A 20,899-nucleotide genomic window follows, 5' to 3' on the forward strand; every position below is an offset into this window, starting at 1 on the left:
TAGCCATGAATAAAATATTAAAAATCAAGATGTTGATTCCTGCCCTGATGGCAGGAATTCTTTTAGGGTGCAGTAACGACGAAATCGATACTGCACCGGGCGAAGTGCATCCGGTGCAGATTCCTGCGAGGATTTCGGCCGGGACCAATGATTTTGCTTTCGATTTCTTCAAAAATCTTCAACAACAGGAAAAAGCAGATGATAACTTATTCGTATCCCCGCTGAGCCTGCACATGGCAATGGGGATGCTGCTGAACGGAGCAGAAAATGAGACTGCGGCCGAAATTCTGAAAACTTTGAAAATGGAAGGCGTATCGCTTACGGATCTCAATGAAGCATATCAGACACTTTTGAACGACATGCCTGTCGCAGATTCCAAAGTAACGCTGGGACTTGCCAATTCTGTCTGGTACAGAAATACTTTCCAGGTTGAAACTGATTTTAAAAATGTACTGAATCAAACATTCAATGCAGAAGTTACCGGGCTGGAATTTAATAAAACGGCCTTGGATAAAATCAATCAGTGGGCGAGCGACAAAACGAATGGGAAAATCAAAAAGGTGCTTGATCAGATCAATCCGGATGATGTTATGTTTCTGTTGAACGCCCTGTATTTTAAAGGAGACTGGGTGACAAAATTCGATTCAGGAAATACAAAGGATAGGACATTTCATCTTCAATCCGGAGTTGATAAAAATGTAAAAATGATGTATTCAAAATCAGATTTTGCTTTATCAGGCTCCGAAAAATATACAGCGGTTAAATTACCGTATGGTAACGGACAATTTGAAATGACCATTTTGCTCCCGAACACCCAGCATTCAATCAATGAAATCCTGAGCTCATTCACAACTGCGGAATGGACCAAGATTAAATCTGATACTGCAAAAACCGGTGTCAATTTGGGATTGCCAAGATTTACGTTGGAATATTCAAAAAAGCTGAATGAAACCTTGAACAAAATGGGTATTTCCGCAATCTTCAATACAGCTGCGGAATTAGGAAAGATTAATAGGACAGTACCTACGATGGTCAGTTTCGTAAAACAAGATACCTATCTGGGCATAGATGAAAAGGGAACAGAGGCAGCAGCGGTCACATCAATTGGCATAGTTGCTACTTCGGCTGGTCCTACTCAACCGCTACAAATCATCTGCGACCGTCCATTCGGAATCATCATCAGCGAAAAAACATCAAATACAATATTGTTCATGGGAAGAATCATGAATCCGGACAGTAAGTAGCTATTAGCTGTCAGGGATTAGCTTTTGGTGAAAGTGGGTTGATTAATAAGCCAATGCCTAGTGATTACTGATATTAAATGGGCTATTGAACTGTTAGGAATTGGATTTGGGCAAAGGTTGGTTTATTATCAACACTAACGCCGAATCGCTAACAGCCAAAAGCTAAAAGAAAATAAACGTTAGTTGTCGACTAACGTTTTCGGGGTGCGTTATCGTCCGCTGGCTTTGCTTGCGGACGATTTTGTTTGGTATGGTTACAACCTTTCCTTTTCTTCCTGTGTCTATGATTTTAGTAAGAAAAAGTTTCACAGAATCTTCTCTAACAAAATCCCTGCGTCATGAAAAAACAATTACTTCCGCTCTTATTTGTATTGCTGGCCAGCACTTTATGGTCTTGTAATGATCAATGTAAAGAAACAAGAATTACTCGGCGCTATACACCCATTTCAATTTCTCTCGCCGAAATCCGTAGTAATGTAAAAACTGAATCTCCGCATGATCTTGTCAGACCAGGAAAAATTTATACAAAAGATAACTATTTATTTATCAATGAGATAAAAACAGGAATTCATGTCGTGGATAACAGCGACCCGTCAAATCCTAAATTTTTGGCATTTATAAGCATTCCTGGTAATGGAGACATTTCTGTTCGTAATAATATTCTATATGCCGATAGTTACACGGATCTTGTAGCGATAGATATCACTGATCCTGCAAATGCAAAAGAAGTAAGCCGAGTTCAAAATGTATTTCGTAATGGACAGTTTGACGGTGCTGCCTGGTTTCTAAATCAGACTAACGGAGTTGACAATCTGACGATTCAGGATTATACAATTGATTACGTAACAGAAACTGTAACAACCAATTGTGAAGATAATATTGCCTCGCCAATATATTATGATTCCTGGTTTACGACAACCAGCATGCTTTCAAGTTATGCACCGTCTGTGTCTTCTGGAAATTCAAATGGGCAGGCTGGCTCTATGTCGCGTTTTGCACTATATGACAACTTTTTGTATACCGTGAGTCAAAATAGTATGCATTTATTTAATATCAATGATCCTGCAAAACCGGTAGATTATACCACCGTAAATGTGGGCTGGAATATTGAAACTATTTTTCCTTACCAAAACAAGCTTTTTCTGGGTTCTTCAACGGGAATGTTCATTTTGGATAATAGTAATCCCGCTGCACCAAAACAGCTTTCGATGTACGAACATGCGCGCGCCTGCGATCCGGTTGTTGTGCACGACAATATTGCTTATGTCACACTGCGTACGGGCAATTCTTGTGGCGGAAACCAAAATCAATTGGATCTTGTGGATGTAAGTGATGCAAGTGCTCCGAAACTGATCAGGAGCTACACGATGGAAAATCCATATGGATTGAGCATAAACTTCCCGAATTTATTCCTTTGCGAGGGGAAAAACGGGTTTAAAGTTTTTGATGTCAGTGATAAATTAACAGTGGATCAACATCTGCTTTCTTTCAATACCGATATGCATGCGTACGATGTGATTTCTATGGGCAAAAATTTAATGTTGATAGGCGATGATGGGTTTTACCAGTTTGATGCAAGCGATCCAAAAAATCTAAAACAGCTTAGTAAAATCGCAGTTAAAAAAGCAGTTCAATAAGTTGTCGGGACTAGTTTAGTTTGAATAACTTATAGATACCGGTTTCTCTCTCAACAATTTAAAAAATATAAAATGAAAATACTTTTTTCATTCTTCATGGCCGTTCTGGCTATTTCTCCTGCACTGGCGCAGGACGAAACTTTCAAAAGGAAGTTTGTAAACCATACGGAATTTGGAGGTTTGTTTGGCAGAGTAAAATATGACACTTATCAAGGTTATGGTGGTAATCAGAAAACGGTGGATAGCAAAGCGAGTTTGAGTATCCAGACTTTCAACGGAATTCATCTGAACCAGCGACTGGATGTGGGTGTTACGCTGGGTTTTGATTGGTATAAAACTGCGTTATTAAATCCAATTGCAGCCGGAATCCGTTATGATATTACAAAAGGGCCAAAAGCACGATTGTTTCTTACAGGTGACGTAGGTTACGGATTCAACTGGCTGAATCAGGATTCGGATGGTTATAAAACAAAAGGCGGCTGGATGATAAATCCCGGCGTTGGCTTGCGGATGGGAAAAATTAACAGCTCCTCTTTTACATTTTCGGTATCCTACAAACGGCAGGAAGCATTTGCTGATAAGCCCTTACTTTATAATCAGACTGAGCGCACAGAAGATAGAGTATATAACAGGATTGCTGCCCGGATTGGGATAAGTTTTTAGGATTTATTGCGGTCAGAACGGATTTCAATATTTAACATTTTTTTAGTTTTCAAATTCGTTCGGAGCACTCTTTTCGGACGATTTTGTTTATTGCAGTTACATTTCTTTTTTATTATATTGACTATAATTTTAGAGAGAAAAAATATCACCTCCTTTCTTCAAAAAAACTCAACGTTATGAAGAGACAATTATTTGCCTTTTCCATTGTGCTATTAGCCAGTGGTTTATGGTCCTGCCGGGATAAGTGTAAGGAAACAAGGGTAGTAATTAAATATACCCCGATAATTCATCCGGCAGCTGAAATAAGAAACGGCGTAAAAATCCTGGCCTCTCAGGAAATCCAGGATCCCGGTAAAATGTATACCAAGGACAATTACTTGTTCATTAATGACATCAGAAATGGAATCCATATAATTGATAACCATGATCCGTCAAATCCTGTCAAAATTTCTTTCATTCAAATTCCGGGAAATGGAGATTTTGCAATTCAGAGTAACACCTTGTATGCAGATAGTTATTCCGATGTGGTTTCCTTTGACATCTCGGATCTAACCAATATTAAAGTAACTGGGCGTGTCAATGATTTGTTTGAAGCAGGCTGGTTTAATAATACTTCCTGGTCTGTGGAGTCCGGAGGATTTAACCTTTCTGAAACAACAAAAGAATATGTTACAGAAACAGTTGATGTGGATTGCGAGAATGATCCCGAGCCAGAGTCAATTCCATTAGAAACGAGCATTGTAACCCGTCGAGGGCTGAAAACGTTGGGCCGTTTTGCTATTCAGGACAAGTTTCTTTATTCAGCTACGGATTTTACAACGGTTGAGATATTTAATTTAATGAATTTTACAAAACCGGACCCGTTAAATACGATCAAGGTATCTCCTCTGCCGCTTTCAATTTTCACGCATCAGGACAAATTATTTATTTCATCGTTTGATGGCTTCATTGTTTATGACAATTCGACACCAGATTTCCCCAAGAAAATATCAGCTTTTCCACAAGGGACTTCGTGCGATAAAACTGTTATTCAAAATAACATCGCATACCTTATTACCACAATCGGAAGCTATTGTGGTAATGAAGCAAAAAAACTTGACCTAATAGATATCAGTGATTCAAGTTTACCGAAGCTGATTAAATCGTATCCCATGATCAGTACCAGCGGCCTTGCCCTGGATTACCCAACTATATATATCTGCGAGGGAACAAATGGCTTTAAAGTTTTTGATGTCAGTGATAAAATGACGGTTGATCAGCATTTGCTCACTTACACTAATGATTTAAAGGCAAATGATGTTATTCTTTCCGGAAAAATTGTGATCGTAAATGCGGAGGACGGGATTTATCAATTTGATGGTACCGATCCAAAAAATCTGAAACAGCTGAGTAAAATTGCACTCAAGAAAGCTGTCTGAAAATTATTTCTTGCGGTTGAAATAGAGTAATACAACTCCTCCCATTTAAATAATAAACTCAACGTCGTGAAAAATAAACTACTTTTTATTCTGCTAATCAGCGGATTCTGGTCTTGCAAAGAAAAGGGAGATTGCACCAGTACCCGAACAACCCTTGTTAACACCCCGGTAATCCATCCATTTTCCGAGATTCGGGATAGTGTGAGGTTTTTGCCTGCCAGGGAAATGGAGGATCCGGGAAAAATTTTGGTTAAGGGTACTATTTTATTTGTTAGCGAAATAAAAAAAGGAGTTCACATCATTGAAAATAGCGATCCAACAAATCCGGTTTTTCTTTCTTTTTTACAAATTCCGGGTAATGGGGATTTAGCCATTTATCAAAACAGGCTTTATGCGGATAGCTATTCCGATTTGATTTCGTTCGATATTACAAACTTGAATGACATAAAGGAAGTTGAACGAGCACAACAGGTGTTTAAATCCGGATGGTTTAATGGAAAATGGTGGAGCGTGCAGGATGGAGGCTTATATTTTGGTGAGAAGATTGAGAAATACGTTACAGAAATAGTCAATTGTGATGAGCCGGAAGATTTGATAGCCATAGAGGATCCTGCTCCGATCAGTGCTCTGGAACATGCCAAAACTGCTCCAAGGTTTGCCGTTCAGGATAAATATCTTTACACAATTAATAGAGAAGTCCTGGACATATTTGATCTGGACAAAACACCAAAATTGAAAGCAATAAATTCGGCGAGCATTGGCTCGGTTAATTTCTCCTTTACTTCCTTTCAAAATAAGCTAATTCTTGATTACAATTATTATATGTGGATTTTTGATAATACAAATCCATTAACCACTCGAATGATTTCGATTTTGGATAGCATGTCAATGTGCGATAAAGTTGTTGTCCAAAATGATATTGCTTATGTCTCAGAACGGACTGGAACAATTTGTGGCGGAAATCAGAACCGGTTAAAACTTTTTGATATCAGTGATGCCGCACATCCAAGATTTATGAAAAAATGTCCCATGGATAGCCCCCGTGCATTAAGTATAGATTTTCCAATTTTGTACATCTGCGAAGGAATAAACGGCTTTAAAGTTTTCGACGTAAGCGATACCGCCGCCATCGATCAGCATTTACTTTCCCATGAAAAAGATATCCAGGCAAATAATGTCTTTGTGTCAGGAAAAACGGTAATCATTACCGCGGCCGACGGGCTTTATCAGCTCGACGCAACGGATCCGAAAAACCTTCGCCGACTTAGCAAAATAACTTTCAAGAAAGGCTAACACGCATTATTTCTTATCAGCAAGTGCCAGCTTTGGTGCGGGCAGAGTTTTGTCAAAAACTTCAACATTTTTGATAAACATGGCTTCTCCTCTGTGATACCAGTTTCTGAATTTTTCGGACTGATCGATATGATGCGGAAGATAATCCAGCAATACGGAAAGATTAAACGTTTTTGAAGTAACACCCGCTCCGGAAATAACGCCATCCAGTGCATTACATTCCTGTTCATAATGATTGGGAACGGGTACCATCATCACGGGTTTTGACAGGTACATAGCTTCACAAACGGACTCGAATCCGGCTGTGGTTACCAAAGCACGGCAGCTTGCCAGCATGAAAAGATATTTCTGGCTGTTGATTCTGTGAAATGTAAGGGTTTCGTCAATTTTATGTTCATCCGGAACGTCTGCCTTGTCCCAAAAGCATTGCAGACGTATCTCCGGATGTTTCAGGTGCCATGCTATAATTTGCTCGCTCAAACTATGATGGGTCATGTACACCAGGAAAAAATCTTCTTTCAAAGGATACAGATCGCGGACTTCTTGTCTCAAAAGTGGTGGTACCACAATCAGTTTTTTATCAGGCAGTGATTCCATTTCCCGGAACGACAAAGCGAGCCTTTGACTTGCTTTCCAGGAAGCAGCTTTGGAATTAAGGTTGATCAGTATGCGGCTGATGCCGCTGTTTTTGGGAGAAGTAAAATCAGGATGAAGAATTAAATATTGATGGGCGACACAAATCATCGGTATTTTGGTACCGTATATCACATTGTAGAGGCCGCTGTACGTTTCGTAAAAACTGATGATCAGATCCGGCTGAATTTCGCGGACCGTTCTGTGTATATAGCGTAAACTTTTTATGTATTGCGGAAGATGTGTTACAAGACTCAGCAAAGTCCTTTTTACATTCATTCCGCCACCGTTGTAGACTATACTGGGTGCATTGAAATAATATACAGATGAATGAATTTGTTCTTCAAAAAAGGAAGGAATGAGCCTACCTACCGCACTGCCAACCATTGCGCCAACAATGTCATGACCAGCTCCGCGAAGGATCTGGCTCATGGATATGGCCTGCGTCAGGTGCCCCCTTCCTTCACCCTGAACCAAAAACAAAATCTTCATAAGCCGTATTAAATCATCCTTCTTTTATCGTCACCCAAAACAATTCCTGTGAAAGCCACCTGTTTATCTACGGTTGGGAAAGTATCGATCCGTGTAGTTTTAACAGCTTTTTCTTCGGCAGGTTTTTCATCATAATGTGCCTGATTGTAATAAATCAGATTCCAGTTTCCTTCAAAATCTTCAACCAGCGCACTTAATGTTTCCACCCAGTCGCCGGAATTCATGTACGTAATTCCATTGATATCGCGGATAGCAGGATGGTGGATATGTCCGCAAATTACACCGTCGCAATCACGGGAACGGGCCAGTTCTGTCAGTTTTTCTTCAAAATCCGACATATAATTCACGGCCATTTTCACTGACTGTTTTATTTTTTGAGAAAGAGAATAGTAAGGCAATCCTCTCCAAGCACGGTATTTATTATAAAATTTATTTATCCAAAGCAAAAACGTATAACCGATATCGCCCAGATAAGCCAGCCATTTCAAGTTGGTTGTGATCGAATCGAAAACGTCTCCATGTGTAACATAAAAGCGTTTTTCAGAAGAGTTAAGGATATAATCTTTTCTGATCTGGAAATGTTTTCCCAAACGCAGCGGAATGATCTGATCAAGAAAATCGTCATGATTCCCACGGATGTAAATCACTCTGGTTTTGTTTTCTTCAATCATTTTCAAAACCCGTTTGAAAAACATGGTATGTTTCCGTTTCCAGACGCCATATTTTTTCAACTGCCAGGCATCAATAATATCACCATTCAGAATAAGCTTTTTACAAGAGTAGCTTTTCAAAAAATTGGTAACTTCTTCTGCCTTGGAACCACCTGCTCCGAGGTGTAAGTCAGAAATAATAATCGTTCTAAAATGAGTTGTTTCTCCCATGTTACAAATATTCTCATTTCATGTTACCTGGATATTACTGGCAGGTTATCAGTAGATTAAGTTTGAAGACAAACTAGTTCTACAAAAATCTCATAGAACATGAATAATATTAATTCTAAGTATAATAATGGTAAATAAAGGATTCTCTATATTTGGATACAGCAAACTCACCTGACCGATGAAAATATTACTATTAATTTTTGTTCTAATTGGTTATCAATCCGTTAGCCAGACAGTCTACCAGTCGAGCGATGTAGAAATACCTGCCACTCCTTCCGGTGGTGCTGGCCTGCTCAATCAATTTATCGCTTCCAATCTTCAGATACCTTTTCAATCTTCGATCAAAGGTGCTAAAGGAAAAGTTTTTGTCAAAGGTGTTGTGGAGCCGGATGGAACGATGTCGGGATTGGAAATAATAAAAGGTATTGATTCCCTTTGTAACCAAGAGGCAATACGCGTGATGAGCCTTTATAAAGCCTGGAAACCGGCAGTTTTAAAAAATGAAAAAGTAAGGCAAACGGCGGTTTATCATTTGGCTTTTGATTCTGTCCCGCTGGAAAATTTTGATAGCACAAGTTGGAGTTTTATCCATTATTACAATAATAAATTTAGTGTGGTAAACGATCCTGGTCAATATCATTACCGGAGTATTATGCCACTTAATGAGCGTGGGATAGTAAAAGGTGATATAATTTATCAAGAATTGGAGGGCGGGAAATGGAAAAAGGTATCGACCATTCCTTTTGTTAGAAAAGAATTATGGTACCAGGTACACGGCGAAATCGGGGTGGATTCGGTGAAGGCCTATCAGCTGTCGGCCGAAAATAATTATGAAACGAGTTATATTCCCTTTCTCACATTTCAGTCGAATGGCAAACTTCTGTCTCACATTGAATATTTTTCGATTGGTAAAATGGCACTCAGAAAATCATACTATCTGAGTGGTATGCTCAAAGAGATGGAAACTTTTTCGGACAGCGGCAGTATTCATGTGGCTTATTTTAACAACGGACAACTGAAAAGTATAGGTGAAAATCCAAAAAGAAATGTTGAGCAGCAGAAAGAAGGAAAAATCCTGAGCGCCTGGACCTACGACGGAAGACAAATGGTAAAAAACGGAAACGGCTGGTGGAAAAATGTGACTGCTGTATATGAAGGAAGCCAAAAGGTATTGATTGAAGAAGGAGAAGTAATCGACGGGTTGAAAAATGGAAAATGGATCGGCAAACTTGCTGACAGCACGGTTTATTACAACGAGGTTTATGATCTGGGAAAATTAAAAGAAGGGGCTTCGTTTGTGAATGGAGAAAAGGTTGTCTATAAAGAAAGCGCTGTACAACCTCAGTTTAAGGGAGGTATACAGGAGTTTTACCAATTTCTTTCAAACAACATTACCTATCCCTCTGACGCTGCCAAAATGGGAATTTCGGGAAAGGTCTTTATTTCTTTTGTTGTATGTGAAGATGGAAGTTTATGCGACTATAAGCTAATAAAAGGAGTTCGTGATGATATTGATCATGAGGCATTAAGGGTTGTAAAAAGAATGAGTGGCAGGTGGAAGCCAGGTGAAATCCGTGGTCAAAAGGTTCGGGTAAAGTATAATTTGCCTGTTAATTTTGCGCTGAAATAGCGCTTTTGCAAGTATACTTTTTCAAAGTTTATACTATTTACACACCTATCGAATTAGCTATGAAATCATTCTTTTTAGCATTAACTCTTTTGAGTTTCCCGGCTTTAAGCCAGCAAATCTATCAGGTCAACGAAGTTGAAAAACCGGCCGAACCATCTGGTGGAGTTATGTTTATAAATCAGTTTATTAATTCAAACATTCAGATTCCTATCAGATTGGCTGCGATGGGAATGAACGCGAAAGTTTTTGTAAAGGGCGTAATCGAGCCGGATGGAAGTATGTCGGGACTTGAAGTTTTAAGATCAGTGAACAAAGAAACTGACGCGGAGGCCATTCGCCTTTTAAGTTTATACAAAGCGTGGAAACCTGCACTGATTAAAGATAAATCCGTAAGGCAAGCAACTGTTTTTCCGGTTTTATTCAGGACAAATCCAATGCCGGAATATGATAGTACTTCGAATGCGATTATAGAATATCTCGACAAGGATAATTTATTGACGAGAGATCCCAAAAAATTTAAATTTAGAAATGTGATCCCGGTTGATGTGCGCGGTTTTGTCCGAGATGATATTCTATATGAAGAGCTTCGGCTTGGTAAGTGGAAGACGGTCGTAAAAATCCCCTTTGAGAAAAAAGAGATGTGGGCTACTGTATCGGGGTCTGCCACTGTTGATTCGGTAAAAGCATTCCGGATTTCTGCAAAAATGAATAATTATGAAAGTTCTTACGAGGAAATGATTATTCAGCCAGACGGAAAACTTCTCGCGCATAGTACGTATCCCGGATCCGGGAGACCGCCATCTTCCGGAAAATTTTATTTTTTGAACGGGATGTTAAAAGTTGAACAGACCAATATAGATAGTTTGTTGAAAATTACCGATTGGTTTGATAATGGACAGATTCACAGCATTGTTGAATCAGGCAACGGAAAAGGGATTATTGTCAAAAATGTCTGGGAGCGCGATGGAACGCAGATTGTCACAGATGGAAATGGTTGGGGTAAAATCAATGGCAACCCCTTTAACAATAAAAATATTTTTGAAGAAGGAAAAGTGTTAAATGGCAGTAAGTCTGGCCGATGGACGAGTAAGTGGGGTGATAGTACTTTGGTCTATGATGAATTCTATGAGAATGGAAAATTAGTCAAAGGTATTAAACAGGATAAAACTGAGTATAGCTTATTAGATGACCAACCCGCTCAATTTAAAGGTGGACCTTCAAAACTATTTCAATTCTTAGGAACAAATATTCAGTATCCATATCAGGCTTCCCTGCACAAAATTACTGGTAGGGTTGTAGTATCATTTGTAATATTGGAAGACGGCACTTTAACAGATTATAAAATTGAAAAAAGTGTAGAAAAAAGTTTAGATGAAGAAGCGTTAAGAGTTGTAAAAAAATCGAGTGGAATGTGGGAAGCAGGTACCATGCGCGGAGACAAAGTGAAGATAAGATATACACTTCCCATTAACTTCGCTACTAATTAAGCAATAATTATTACCATTCATCCAATCCCAAAGCCATCCAAATGCTTTGGGATTTTTTTGTACCATTTTATATTAAAATATATTCTGAAATTGATAACATTGTGATATCATTTTACTATCACAATTAAGCTATGAATGAAAAAGAATTACGCTCGATGTCAGGCTTTTTGCTATTTGGAATTGGCTTGATCATGTTATTTGGAGGTATCATATATCCGATCGTTGAGGGACGTCCGAATTTTGGTATTCTCATTGCTATTATCGGATTTTTCATCCTGATTGGATTGACTGTTATTAACCCGAATGAAGCTGTGGTTACCACATTTTTTGGAGATTACATTGGAACGATGAAACAAAGTGGTTTGCGTTGGGTTAATCCATTCTTTGGCAGAAAAAAAATCAGTCTGCGCGCAAGAAACCTGAACGGTCAAAAGTTAAAGGTGAACGACAAACTTGGTAATCCGATTGAAATCGCGGCTGTTGTCGTTTGGCGCGTAGGCGATACGGCGAAAGCGTCATTTGAAGTGGATGATTACACAAAATATGTAGAAATTCAGTCCGAAGCAGCAGTACGTCATTTGGCAGGCGTTTATGCTTACGATACCATGGAAGCGGAAGAAGTGGAAGTTCCTGAATTTACTTTGCGTGACGGAAGCGGAAAAATCAACGAAATGCTTGAAGCTGAGCTTACTGAAAGGTTGAGTAGGGCTGGAGTGGACGTTCTCGAAGCTCGAATCAGTCACCTGGCTTATGCACCGGAAATTGCCGGAGCGATGTTGCAGCGTCAGCAGGCTTCTGCGGTGGTAGCTGCGCGCCGTCAAATTGTGAATGGTGCTGTTGGTATGGTGGATATGGCCCTGGCAATGCTTTCGGAAAAAGGAATTGTAAACCTGGATGAAGAGCGAAAAGCGGCGATGGTTTGTAATTTATTAGTCGTTTTATGTGGTGAAAAATCAGTCACCCCAGTATTGAACGCCGGAACTTTGTATCCTTGATATGGCAGAAAAAAAAGCGTTCGTTTTGCGGATTAATCCTGAAATGCTGAAAGAGCTTGAAGCGTGGGCACAGCAGGATTTTAGAAGTCTGAACGGACAAATCGAATATTTGCTTAGTGATGCTTTAAAAAAACAAAAGCGTTCACGTGGAAAAGATGTAAAATTAGATCCTGAGGAAGGAATTAATTGATAATCAGTAGTTAAATAAGGAAGTTTGGGTAAGCCCACTTTACCAAAACTTGCTTATTGTTATTGTATTATGACCAGCCCATCGGATTTTGTAAATCAAAGTGTTAAAATTGCATTAGCAATTATTCGTATAATATTTATTTCATACCCATTACAAATGAAGCATTTGATCAAAGCACTCGTCTTTGTTATTATCTCCTCCCCTTTGTTTGCGCAAATCCCGGCTAATTTTCAGTGGTTGTCTGATGGCAGTGGTTACAGAGATGAGGCAGAAGGTGAAATTTTCGAGATTAAATTACCGGGCAATCAGCCCAGAACCTTAGTTTCAAAACAACAACTTACCCCCAAAGGCTCGGACAAAAATTTAGAAGTTCGCAGTTATACTTTCAACGAAGCCGGAACGAAGGTTTTGATCTATACCAATTCAAAAAGAGTTTGGCGAAAAGATACAAGAGGCGATTACTGGGTTTTGGATCTGGCGACAAACAATCTGAAACAACTGGGAAAAGGCCGTCCGGAATCTTCACTGATGTTCGCGAAATTTTCTCCTGACGGGAAAAAAGTAGCCTATGTCAGCAAACACAATATCTATTCGGAAGATCTGGCAACGGGTACGATCAAACAAATTACGCTGGACGGAACGGATCGTGTTATTAATGGAACATTTGACTGGGTTTACGAAGAAGAATTTGATTGTCGCGACGGATTCCGCTGGAGTCCGGATAGCAAAACAATTGCTTACTGGCAGCTTGACGCCCGTAAAATCCGCAATTTCCTGATGATCAATACCACGGATTCGATTTATTCCTACACGATTCCGGTTGAATATCCAAAGGTTGGACAAACGCCGTCACCTTACAAAATTGGTGTGGTAGATGTAGTTACAGCCAAAACAAAATGGATGAACATTCCGGGGGATCCTCAAAACACCTACGTTCCGCGTATGGAATGGGCCGGAAGCGCTAATGAGCTGGTTATCCAGCAATTGAACCGTAAACAAAATGTCAGCACTTTGTTTTATATCAACACAAAAGATGGCGTTTCAAAACCATTTTTCACGGAAACAGACAAAGCATGGATCGATATCAAAAGTCGTTGGGCAGATGGAAACGAAGGCTGGGACTGGATTGGTGGCGGAAAAGAATTTGTCTGGGTTAGTGAAAAAGATGGCTGGAGACATGCTTATCGCGTAAGTCGTGATGGGAAAAAAGAAACATTGATCACTACCGGAAAATATGATGTGATCACGCCCGTTTTGATCGACGAAAAAAATAACGCATACTATTTCACAGCATCACCGGACAACGCGACGCAGGAATATCTGTATCGCGCTTCTCTGGATGGAAAAGGCGAACCGCAGCGACTTTCACCGGCAGATCAGGCAGGAACGCACAGTTATGAAATTTCTCCTTTGGCAAAATATGCAACGCATAGTTTTTCCAATGCGCACCTGCCTCCTATGATGGAGTGGATCACGTTACCGGATCATAAAGCAGTGGATCCAAATAATTCGATCAGCGAGAAAATGATGCGGATTCGCCCGGCGGGGATTAACATTGAGTTTTTCAAAATAAAAACGGCAGAAAATGTTGAAGTGGATGGCTGGATGGTGAAGCCGGATAATTTCGATCCTGCCAAGAAATATCCGATCGTATTTATGGTCTATGGTGAGCCTGCTTCAAGTACTGTTCATGATAGTTATGGAACGGGTAGAAATCGTCTTTACACGGGCAGTATGGCCAAAGACGGATATATCTACGCCTCTGTGGATAACCGGGGAACACCTTCTCCAAAAGGAAGTGCGTGGAGAAAATCGATATACCGGAATATTGGTACGATTAATATTAATGATATTGCGGGAGCGGCGACTTCCATGTTCAAACAATATGCTTTCATAGATACCAGCCGTGTAGCTGTCCATGGATGGAGCGGTGGAGGTTCTTCAACATTGAATCTTTTATTTAAGTACCCGAAGATTTTCAAAACCGGAATTGCAGTTGCGGCAGTTGGAAACCAGTTGACTTACGATAATATTTATCAGGAACGTTACATGGGCATTCCGCAGGAAAATCTTGAAGATTTTGTGAAAGGATCACCAATAACGAATGCAAAAAACCTGGAAGGAAATTTGCTTTATATCCACGGAACGGGTGATGATAATGTGCATTACCAAAATGCAGAAATGCTGGTAAATGAGTTGATCAAATACAACAAAGTGTTCCAGTTCATGCCCTATCCAAACCGCTCTCACGGGATTTTTGAAGGCGAAGGGACGTCGCTGCATTTGAGAACGCTGTTCACTGATTATTTGAAGAAGAATTGCCCTCCGGGTGCGAGGTGATTAGTCAATTATTATTACCAGATATATAAACAAAGCCCGGCATCCATTGTCGGGCTTTGTTTGTTAAAATAAGTCAATCGGATTGATCTTTAAGAAATCCTGCCAAGGTAATCCAGTATCTCCAACCAAATAAATTTTCTTCGGTTGAAATTGCTTTTGAAAAGCTGCCATTCCGGATGACGATTGTTTTGCTCCGCTTTTGACTTCAATCCCAACAATCTGATTTTTATATTCAAGCACAAAATCAATCTCTTGATCCCGATCACGCCAATAGTATACTTTATAATTTTCAGAAATAGACCCATAATAATTTTACCTTTTCACTCCAGTTGGTGACTTTTTGAATTTCATCAATAACTAAAAGAAATTCTTTGCGGAAAGAAGTTTTTATTTTTAATCGGGCAATTTCCCACTGCTGTTCAAGCCAAAATGAATCGGAAATAAGGACATAATCGGCAGAAACGAAATGGGTATTTATGTTTAACTTTTGGAGCAATTGGGTAACTACGGTCGTTTTACCAACCTGGCGAGGCCCCATAAGCACCTGAATAAACCTTCGTGGTTCATTTATTCGGTCTGTAAGTACTTTTAAATGAGATCGTTCGTACATGATTTACAATTTGCTCAATGTATTGAGTAAATTTACTCAATACATTGAGCAAATTGTAAATTTTAACTTATTTCCCATAAAGTTTTTTCGCAGCCGCTTCATATTTATCGCCTGCAATCCACTGAGGAGCGATTTTGCGATCGGCGATTAACCGGGCTGTGTACGTGAAAGCCTGACAGAATTTCAACAAATAATTAAAATCAACCGTCTCAGGATTGTCTGAAACCTGGTGATAATTCTTCATAATGTCGCCGTTAAATTCTTTGAAACCCGGTGTAAATGTCGGTGCAGGAATTCCTTCTTTTGCGAAACTTACATTATCAGAACGGTCGAATAATCCTTGTTCCGGCGAAGGATCAGCAAAAACACCTAATCCAAAAGCTTTGCTGGCTGTTTCAATTTCTGTTTTCACGCCCGTACGATCCAGGCCAATCACAGAAACAATAGTCGTGTCATTATACCCCGCACCGTCGGAATTAAGGTTCAAAATACATTTATTCATTGGCAGCAAAGGGTGAGCAGCATAATAGCGACTTCCCAGCAACCCAACTTCTTCCGCAGTTAAGGCCACGATCAAAACAGAACGTTTAGGAGGATTTTTTGACAAAGCTTCCGCGGCTGTTAAAAGTGCTACGGTACCAAAAGCATTATCCCGCGCTCCGTTGAAAATACTATCTTCGGGCGTGAAAGCCTGCCCACCCTGCTTTCCGACACCCACATGGTCATAATGGGCGGAAAGAAGAATATATTCACTTTTCAGCGTGGGGTCAGTTCCCTGGATAAAACCGGCTACGTTGTAGCTGTTCACCAATTGGCTTTTTCTACCCGATGTTTTAAAAGTTACCGATTGAACCGCACGTAAAGCACGTGTTATTTTGGCTTCTTTCCCATTCACCCAGGCGTGAGGAATCGATTTTCTAGAGCCATCTTTTGCATCTGCCAGAGCAATTCTTTCACCTGCAAAATAGCGATTTACCATATTCCATGGCATCGGTGCGTTGAATAATTCGATAATAGCCACGGCACCTTTTTCAGCAGCCAGCTTTCTTTTCTCGGTTGAAGAAGCAATGATTTCGGAAGGCGTTTGTACATCCGGCGTTCCGCTTTGTAATAAAACTATTTTGCCTTTTACATCCAGACCCTTATAATCATCCCAGCCTTTTGCTGCGTTTTCCAAACCAAAACCTGCATAAACCAGAGGGGCTGTAATATCCGTTGCTTCACCATTCATCAAGATCCAGTCTTCCCCACTTTTCAAATGTTCGTCACCGGCAACAATTTCTCCACTTCCGTTCGAACCCATTTTTTCAAAAGGGACATTTTGGTAGTAGGTAGACGTACCAGAAGTTGTATTTCCAGGAACCGGTAAAACGCCCAGTTTTCTGAATTGTTCAGCAATATATCTTGCGGCAACCAGATTTCCCTGCTCACCCGTCCTTCGTCCTAATAGCTCGTCCGCAGCTAAAAACCGCATATGCGCCTCTGTTTCAGATTTTTTGATAGAGAATTCGGGGGGAAGTGGCGTTTTCTTTTGGGAGAAAGCCTGAATACTTAGCAGCAATAATGCTGGCAGGAAAAATAAGTATCTTGATTTAAGGATTTTAAGATTAACAGGATTGATAGGAAGGAGTTCTGTTGAGTTGTGAATGTCCATTTGAGTATTTCTATTTAATTTTGAAATGTTAAGTTTTAGTCCGATGTGAAGAGGTAATTTATGTTTAATCAGGCAACAAGATAATTATGATTTTGGGATTAATAGGCCCAAAAAAAGAGGCTTACTCGTTTTAAGAAAGCCTCTTAATATTATTGTCGTATTAATTCTGCTTTTTGACCGGGTTTTTTATTGAGTTAAATATTTTTTTATACTGCAAACTCGTCGATCCAAAGTTAATCAGCAAACCTATATCAAAGTTGTAAGCAATGAGATAATTTTTGGCTTGGGCAAGATGGGCATCTTCTAAATTTATCACTGCTTTTAATTCAATAATTACCTGATTTTGGACTACAAAATCTGCCCTGCGAGTGCCAACGTGAATACCTTCGTAAAATATTGTTTGGTCCTGCTCTCTAACAAATTCTATTTCCAAACGTCTCAATTCAATGGCCAAGCAACGTTGATAAATTACCTCTTGAAAACCATTTCCTAATGTATTATGTACCTTCATGGAGGCACCAATAATTTTATAAGTTAGTTGATCCAGGTCCATTAAACAAATATTAGATCTTATAAATCACCTTAAACCACTACATTAGCAAGGCTATAATTAGACGCAATATTTACTTATAAGTAATTGAGTTGAGATTTTAATGCCCAGAAATGGCAGATTTTAATCAGGAAAATCAAAAAATCCTAAAATCAAGATCCTAATATCACTGCAGCCTCCTTAGCGAAATAAGTCAAGATACACTTCGCACCAGCGCGACGGATGCTCATCAATACTTCCATCATCGCACGGTCGCCGTCCAACCAGCCATTTTGAGCGGCTGCTTTAAGCATCGCGTATTCTCCGGAAACGTTATAAGCAGCAATTGGAATATCGAAATTCTGATCCAGTTTGGTAATAATATCAAGATAAGACAACGCAGGTTTTACCATCAGCATATCAGCTCCTTCTGCGAAATCCAGTTGGGCTTCCAATAATGCTTCACGGCTGTTCGCCGGATTCATCTGATATGTTTTCTTGTCGCCAAATTTGGGAGCAGATTCCAGTGCATCGCGGAATGGGCCGTAAAACGCACTCGCGTATTTTGCGGAATAGGACATAATACTGACATTCGTAAATCCTTCCCGGTCAATGGTATCGCGCAGATAACCAATACGGCCGTCCATCATATCACTCGGCCCTAAAATATCAGCACCGGCTTTTGCCTGGGCTATACCCATTTTGGCCAAAATTTCGATCGTTGCATCGTTGACAATTTCACCATTTTCAACCAATCCGTCATGCCCGTCTGAACTGTATGGATCCATGGCAATATCTGTCATAATTACTAAATCAGGGAATTTCTCTTTGATTGCCGTAATGGCTTTCAGATAAAAAGTATCCTCCTTATAACTTTCAGAAGCATATTTGTCTTTTCTATCTTCATGATAATTTGGAAAAAGATCAATCGCACGAATTCCAAGATCCGTTACTTCTTTCAATTCTTCAAGAATCGTATCCAGTGAAAAACGATAAATTCCAGGCATTGATTTGATCTCAACTTTCTGGTTGGTGCCTTCCTGAATGAACATTGGGAAAATAAAATCGGAGACCGAAAGTGTGGTTTCCTGTACTAAATCCCGGATGGCCGCGGATTTACGATTACGTCTTGGACGACGGGTTAAATAGATCATTTTATTAGGGCGATCAGCAATCGGCTGTCGGCTGTCAGCTTAATGAATAAATGAATTTCTTAGACAAAGAACCATGGAGAAATAATTTGAGTTTCACAGGGATAAATTTTCTGATTTACCCTACCATCAATTTAAAACCTTCGCCATGCAAATTCATGATCTGAATCGAAGCATCTTCTTTGAAATGTTTACGCAGTTTGGTAATATACACATCCATACTTCTGGCATTAAAATAGGAATCATCGCCCCAAATGGTCTTCAAAGCAAAACTACGACTGATGGGTTGATTGAGATTTTCACAGAAAAGTTTGAGTAATTCCGACTCTTTACTGGTAAGTCGCGTTCCTTTTTCGTCAAGAACTAACTGGTGGTGATTGTAGTCAAAAGTGTAATTCCCAATTTGAAAAACAGTACTTTTTTCTTCTTCCGGCAAATCGGATTGTTTGCGGTATCTTCTTAAAATGGCTTCAATTCTTAAAATAAGTTCCTCTCTGTCAAAAGGTTTGGTGACATAGTCATCCGCACCCGACCGGAAACCCTGCATCGTATCCTCCTTCATTGATTTGGCTGTCAGGAAAATAATCGGGACATCACGGCCGGTCATTCTTACCTCTTTTGCCAAAGAAAAACCGTCTTTTTTAGGCATCATCACGTCAAAAATGCAGAGATCGTATTGATTATCGACAAAACATTGCCAGCCTTTTTGTCCATCCGTAGCAAGATCGGTCGGATATCCTTTGTCGATAAGATATTCCTGGAGTAATTCTCCTAAATTGGTGTCGTCTTCAACGAGTAAGAGGTTGGGCATTTTTCCTGGCTATATGATTAGAAATGATTCTACTTCCGCTTGCTAATTAAATACTGCTTTACTGAATGAAATGTTGCAGCTCGGTTACAATTGGAATGCAGCATAAAACTAACGAACTTTCGGAGCAAAGAAACCTTCAAAAATCATAATATATGTTAAAAATTATTGTCTGGATCGTAGCCGTGTTTGCGGTATTTGCCATTGTTTATTTTGCCGGACCGAAAGTAACTCCCACAATACCAGATCCTAAGCTCCCGGTTGTAACACAAAATCTGCCGGAACTTGAAGAGGAAATTAACAAATCTGAGGCGTCAATTAAGGATATGAAAAGGGATAATCAGGCACGCATTGTCTGGGCAGATAGTTTGAAAAAAGAAAAGACAAAATATAGTATCGTTTATATACACGGTTTTGGCGCCAGCTGGGCGGAAGGTGAACCAATTCACCGGGATCTTGCCAAACGTTATGGGGCAAACCTTTACCTCGCGCGCATGCATGATGCCGGAATTAGTGATTCCAATGCCTTTGATGACCTTACGCCCGACAATTTTATCGCCGGTGCGAAACGTGCTCTTGCGATCGGGAAAGCAATTGGTGATAGTGTTATTGTTATAGGAACTTCTGCGGGAGGGTTATTAACGGTATATCTGGCTTCAACAAATCCAGATTTAAAGGGAATTGTGCTTTATTCTCCTTGCATGGCCGTTGCTTCGCCTGCCATAAAATTGATTACCGGACCTTGGGGAAAACAAATTTTACACGGAATTATGGGTGAGCGCAGAAAATCAGCGGATACGATTCCTGAAAGAGCCAATTTCTGGCTGCAAAGTTATCATACCAATGGCTTGCTGGCATTGCAGGAAACCATCGATGCGGTGGCTAAGCCAGAAGTGTATGAAAAGGTGAAAGTGCCGGTTTTTATGGCTTATTATTACAAAAATGAAGAAGAGCAGGATAAGGTCGTTTCGGTGAAGGCGATGCTGGATATGTTTCCAAAATTAGGTACGCCGGCAAATCTGAAAGTGGAAAAAGCATTTCCAAACAGCGGCGACCATGTGATCGGATCTTATCTGCGTTCGAAAGATGTCGAGGGAGTTTACAAAGCCACGGAACAGTTTCTGGAAGAAAAGCTTGGGCTAAAACCAGTAGAAACCGCTCAGAAATAACCTTGTCATCAAATAAACAGATGCTTAGGATTGTAAAAGAATGTGGTTTAAGCAATCAAAATTTTGTTACTTTTG

General features: G+C 39.9%; 19 protein-coding genes and 1 pseudogene. 11 read left to right on the top strand and 9 right to left on the bottom strand.

All coding sequences use genetic code 11. From position 1 onward, the window contains the following. Positions 1–5: 5 nt before the first annotated feature. The 5 genes from FZF08_RS25605 to FZF08_RS25625 all read left to right on the top strand — a co-directional run bounded on the left by FZF08_RS25605 (position 6) and on the right by FZF08_RS25625 (position 6,255). On the top strand, positions 6–1,244 hold the full coding sequence (locus tag FZF08_RS25605) for a serpin family protein (protein WP_229216697.1): 1,239 nt from the start codon (positions 6–8) through the stop codon (positions 1,242–1,244). Positions 1,245–1,582: 338 nt separating this feature from the next. Further along, positions 1,583–2,881 (top strand): LVIVD repeat-containing protein, encoded by a 1,299-nt coding sequence (locus FZF08_RS25610; protein WP_159475547.1) that lies wholly within the window; start codon positions 1,583–1,585, stop codon positions 2,879–2,881. A gap of 72 nt (positions 2,882–2,953) precedes the next feature. Continuing rightward, positions 2,954–3,544 carry a hypothetical protein gene (locus tag FZF08_RS25615; protein WP_229216698.1) on the top strand — a complete coding sequence of 197 codons (591 nt, stop codon included), beginning with the start codon at positions 2,954–2,956 and terminating at the stop codon, positions 3,542–3,544. A gap of 176 nt (positions 3,545–3,720) precedes the next feature. Continuing rightward, positions 3,721–4,962: an LVIVD repeat-containing protein gene (locus FZF08_RS25620; RefSeq protein ID WP_159475550.1), complete on the top strand. Its 1,242-nt coding sequence runs from the start codon at positions 3,721–3,723 to the stop codon at positions 4,960–4,962. A 66-nt stretch (positions 4,963–5,028) separates the two neighbouring features. Further along, positions 5,029–6,255: an LVIVD repeat-containing protein gene (locus FZF08_RS25625; protein WP_159475553.1), complete on the top strand. Its 1,227-nt coding sequence runs from the start codon at positions 5,029–5,031 to the stop codon at positions 6,253–6,255. 6 nt (positions 6,256–6,261) lie between these two features. Here FZF08_RS25625 and FZF08_RS25630 read toward each other — a convergent pair whose 3' ends face one another. Next, positions 6,262–7,380 (bottom strand): glycosyltransferase family protein, encoded by a 1,119-nt coding sequence (locus FZF08_RS25630; RefSeq protein WP_159475556.1) that lies wholly within the window; start codon positions 7,378–7,380, stop codon positions 6,262–6,264. Positions 7,381–7,388: 8 nt separating this feature from the next. Then, positions 7,389–8,261 (bottom strand): UDP-2,3-diacylglucosamine diphosphatase, encoded by an 873-nt coding sequence (locus FZF08_RS25635; protein ID WP_159475559.1) that lies wholly within the window; start codon positions 8,259–8,261, stop codon positions 7,389–7,391. Between the two features lie 178 nt (positions 8,262–8,439). Here FZF08_RS25635 and FZF08_RS25640 point away from each other — a divergent pair, with 178 nt between their 5' ends. The 5 genes from FZF08_RS25640 to FZF08_RS25660 all read left to right on the top strand — a co-directional run bounded on the left by FZF08_RS25640 (position 8,440) and on the right by FZF08_RS25660 (position 14,903). Continuing rightward, positions 8,440–9,891, top strand: a complete 1,452-nt coding sequence (locus FZF08_RS25640; protein WP_159475562.1) for an energy transducer TonB — start codon at positions 8,440–8,442, stop codon at positions 9,889–9,891. Between the two features lie 59 nt (positions 9,892–9,950). Further along, a complete protein-coding gene (locus FZF08_RS25645) occupies positions 9,951–11,378 on the top strand; it encodes a TonB family protein (RefSeq protein WP_159475565.1) in 1,428 nt (475 codons plus the stop codon). 131 nt (positions 11,379–11,509) lie between these two features. After that, positions 11,510–12,373 (top strand): SPFH domain-containing protein, encoded by an 864-nt coding sequence (locus FZF08_RS25650; RefSeq protein WP_159475568.1) that lies wholly within the window; start codon positions 11,510–11,512, stop codon positions 12,371–12,373. 1 nt (position 12,374) lies between these two features. Next, complete coding sequence (locus FZF08_RS25655) at positions 12,375–12,563, top strand: Arc family DNA-binding protein (RefSeq protein ID WP_159475571.1); 189 nt, start codon at positions 12,375–12,377, stop codon at positions 12,561–12,563. 156 nt (positions 12,564–12,719) lie between these two features. Continuing rightward, entirely contained in the window at positions 12,720–14,903 is a 2,184-nt protein-coding gene (locus tag FZF08_RS25660) for a S9 family peptidase (RefSeq protein ID WP_159475574.1), read from the top strand. A 63-nt stretch (positions 14,904–14,966) separates the two neighbouring features. On the opposite strand, the gene FZF08_RS31895 is transcribed toward FZF08_RS25660, so the two are convergent. The 7 genes and pseudogenes from FZF08_RS31895 to FZF08_RS25685 all read right to left on the bottom strand — a co-directional run bounded on the left by FZF08_RS31895 (position 14,967) and on the right by FZF08_RS25685 (position 19,658). Continuing rightward, positions 14,967–15,143, bottom strand: a complete 177-nt coding sequence (locus FZF08_RS31895; protein WP_304487034.1) for a hypothetical protein — start codon at positions 15,141–15,143, stop codon at positions 14,967–14,969. Continuing rightward, positions 15,144–15,200, bottom strand: a pseudogene (locus FZF08_RS32225) (hypothetical protein); the annotation flags it as partial. Continuing rightward, positions 15,193–15,513 carry an AAA family ATPase gene (locus FZF08_RS31900; RefSeq protein ID WP_229216699.1) on the bottom strand — a complete coding sequence of 107 codons (321 nt, stop codon included), beginning with the start codon at positions 15,511–15,513 and terminating at the stop codon, positions 15,193–15,195. The gene FZF08_RS31900 and the pseudogene FZF08_RS32225, both read right to left, overlap by 8 nt. A 67-nt stretch (positions 15,514–15,580) precedes the next feature. Then, positions 15,581–17,167: a M28 family peptidase gene (locus tag FZF08_RS25670; protein WP_159475577.1), complete on the bottom strand. Its 1,587-nt coding sequence runs from the start codon at positions 17,165–17,167 to the stop codon at positions 15,581–15,583. A gap of 160 nt (positions 17,168–17,327) precedes the next feature. Next, positions 17,328–17,720: a GxxExxY protein gene (locus FZF08_RS25675; protein WP_159475580.1), complete on the bottom strand. Its 393-nt coding sequence runs from the start codon at positions 17,718–17,720 to the stop codon at positions 17,328–17,330. Between the two features lie 149 nt (positions 17,721–17,869). Next, positions 17,870–18,850 (bottom strand): porphobilinogen synthase, encoded by a 981-nt coding sequence (gene hemB, locus FZF08_RS25680; RefSeq protein ID WP_200837165.1) that lies wholly within the window; start codon positions 18,848–18,850, stop codon positions 17,870–17,872. Between the two features lie 115 nt (positions 18,851–18,965). Next, positions 18,966–19,658 (bottom strand): response regulator transcription factor, encoded by a 693-nt coding sequence (locus FZF08_RS25685; RefSeq protein WP_159475583.1) that lies wholly within the window; start codon positions 19,656–19,658, stop codon positions 18,966–18,968. A 152-nt stretch (positions 19,659–19,810) separates the two neighbouring features. Between FZF08_RS25685 and FZF08_RS25690 the strand changes: the two genes are divergently transcribed. After that, positions 19,811–20,824 carry a carboxylesterase gene (locus tag FZF08_RS25690; protein WP_159475586.1) on the top strand — a complete coding sequence of 338 codons (1,014 nt, stop codon included), beginning with the start codon at positions 19,811–19,813 and terminating at the stop codon, positions 20,822–20,824. Positions 20,825–20,899 lie beyond the last annotated feature (75 nt).

This window comes from Dyadobacter sp. 3J3 (assembly GCF_009801115.1).
Taxonomy (GTDB): domain Bacteria; phylum Bacteroidota; class Bacteroidia; order Cytophagales; family Spirosomataceae; genus Dyadobacter.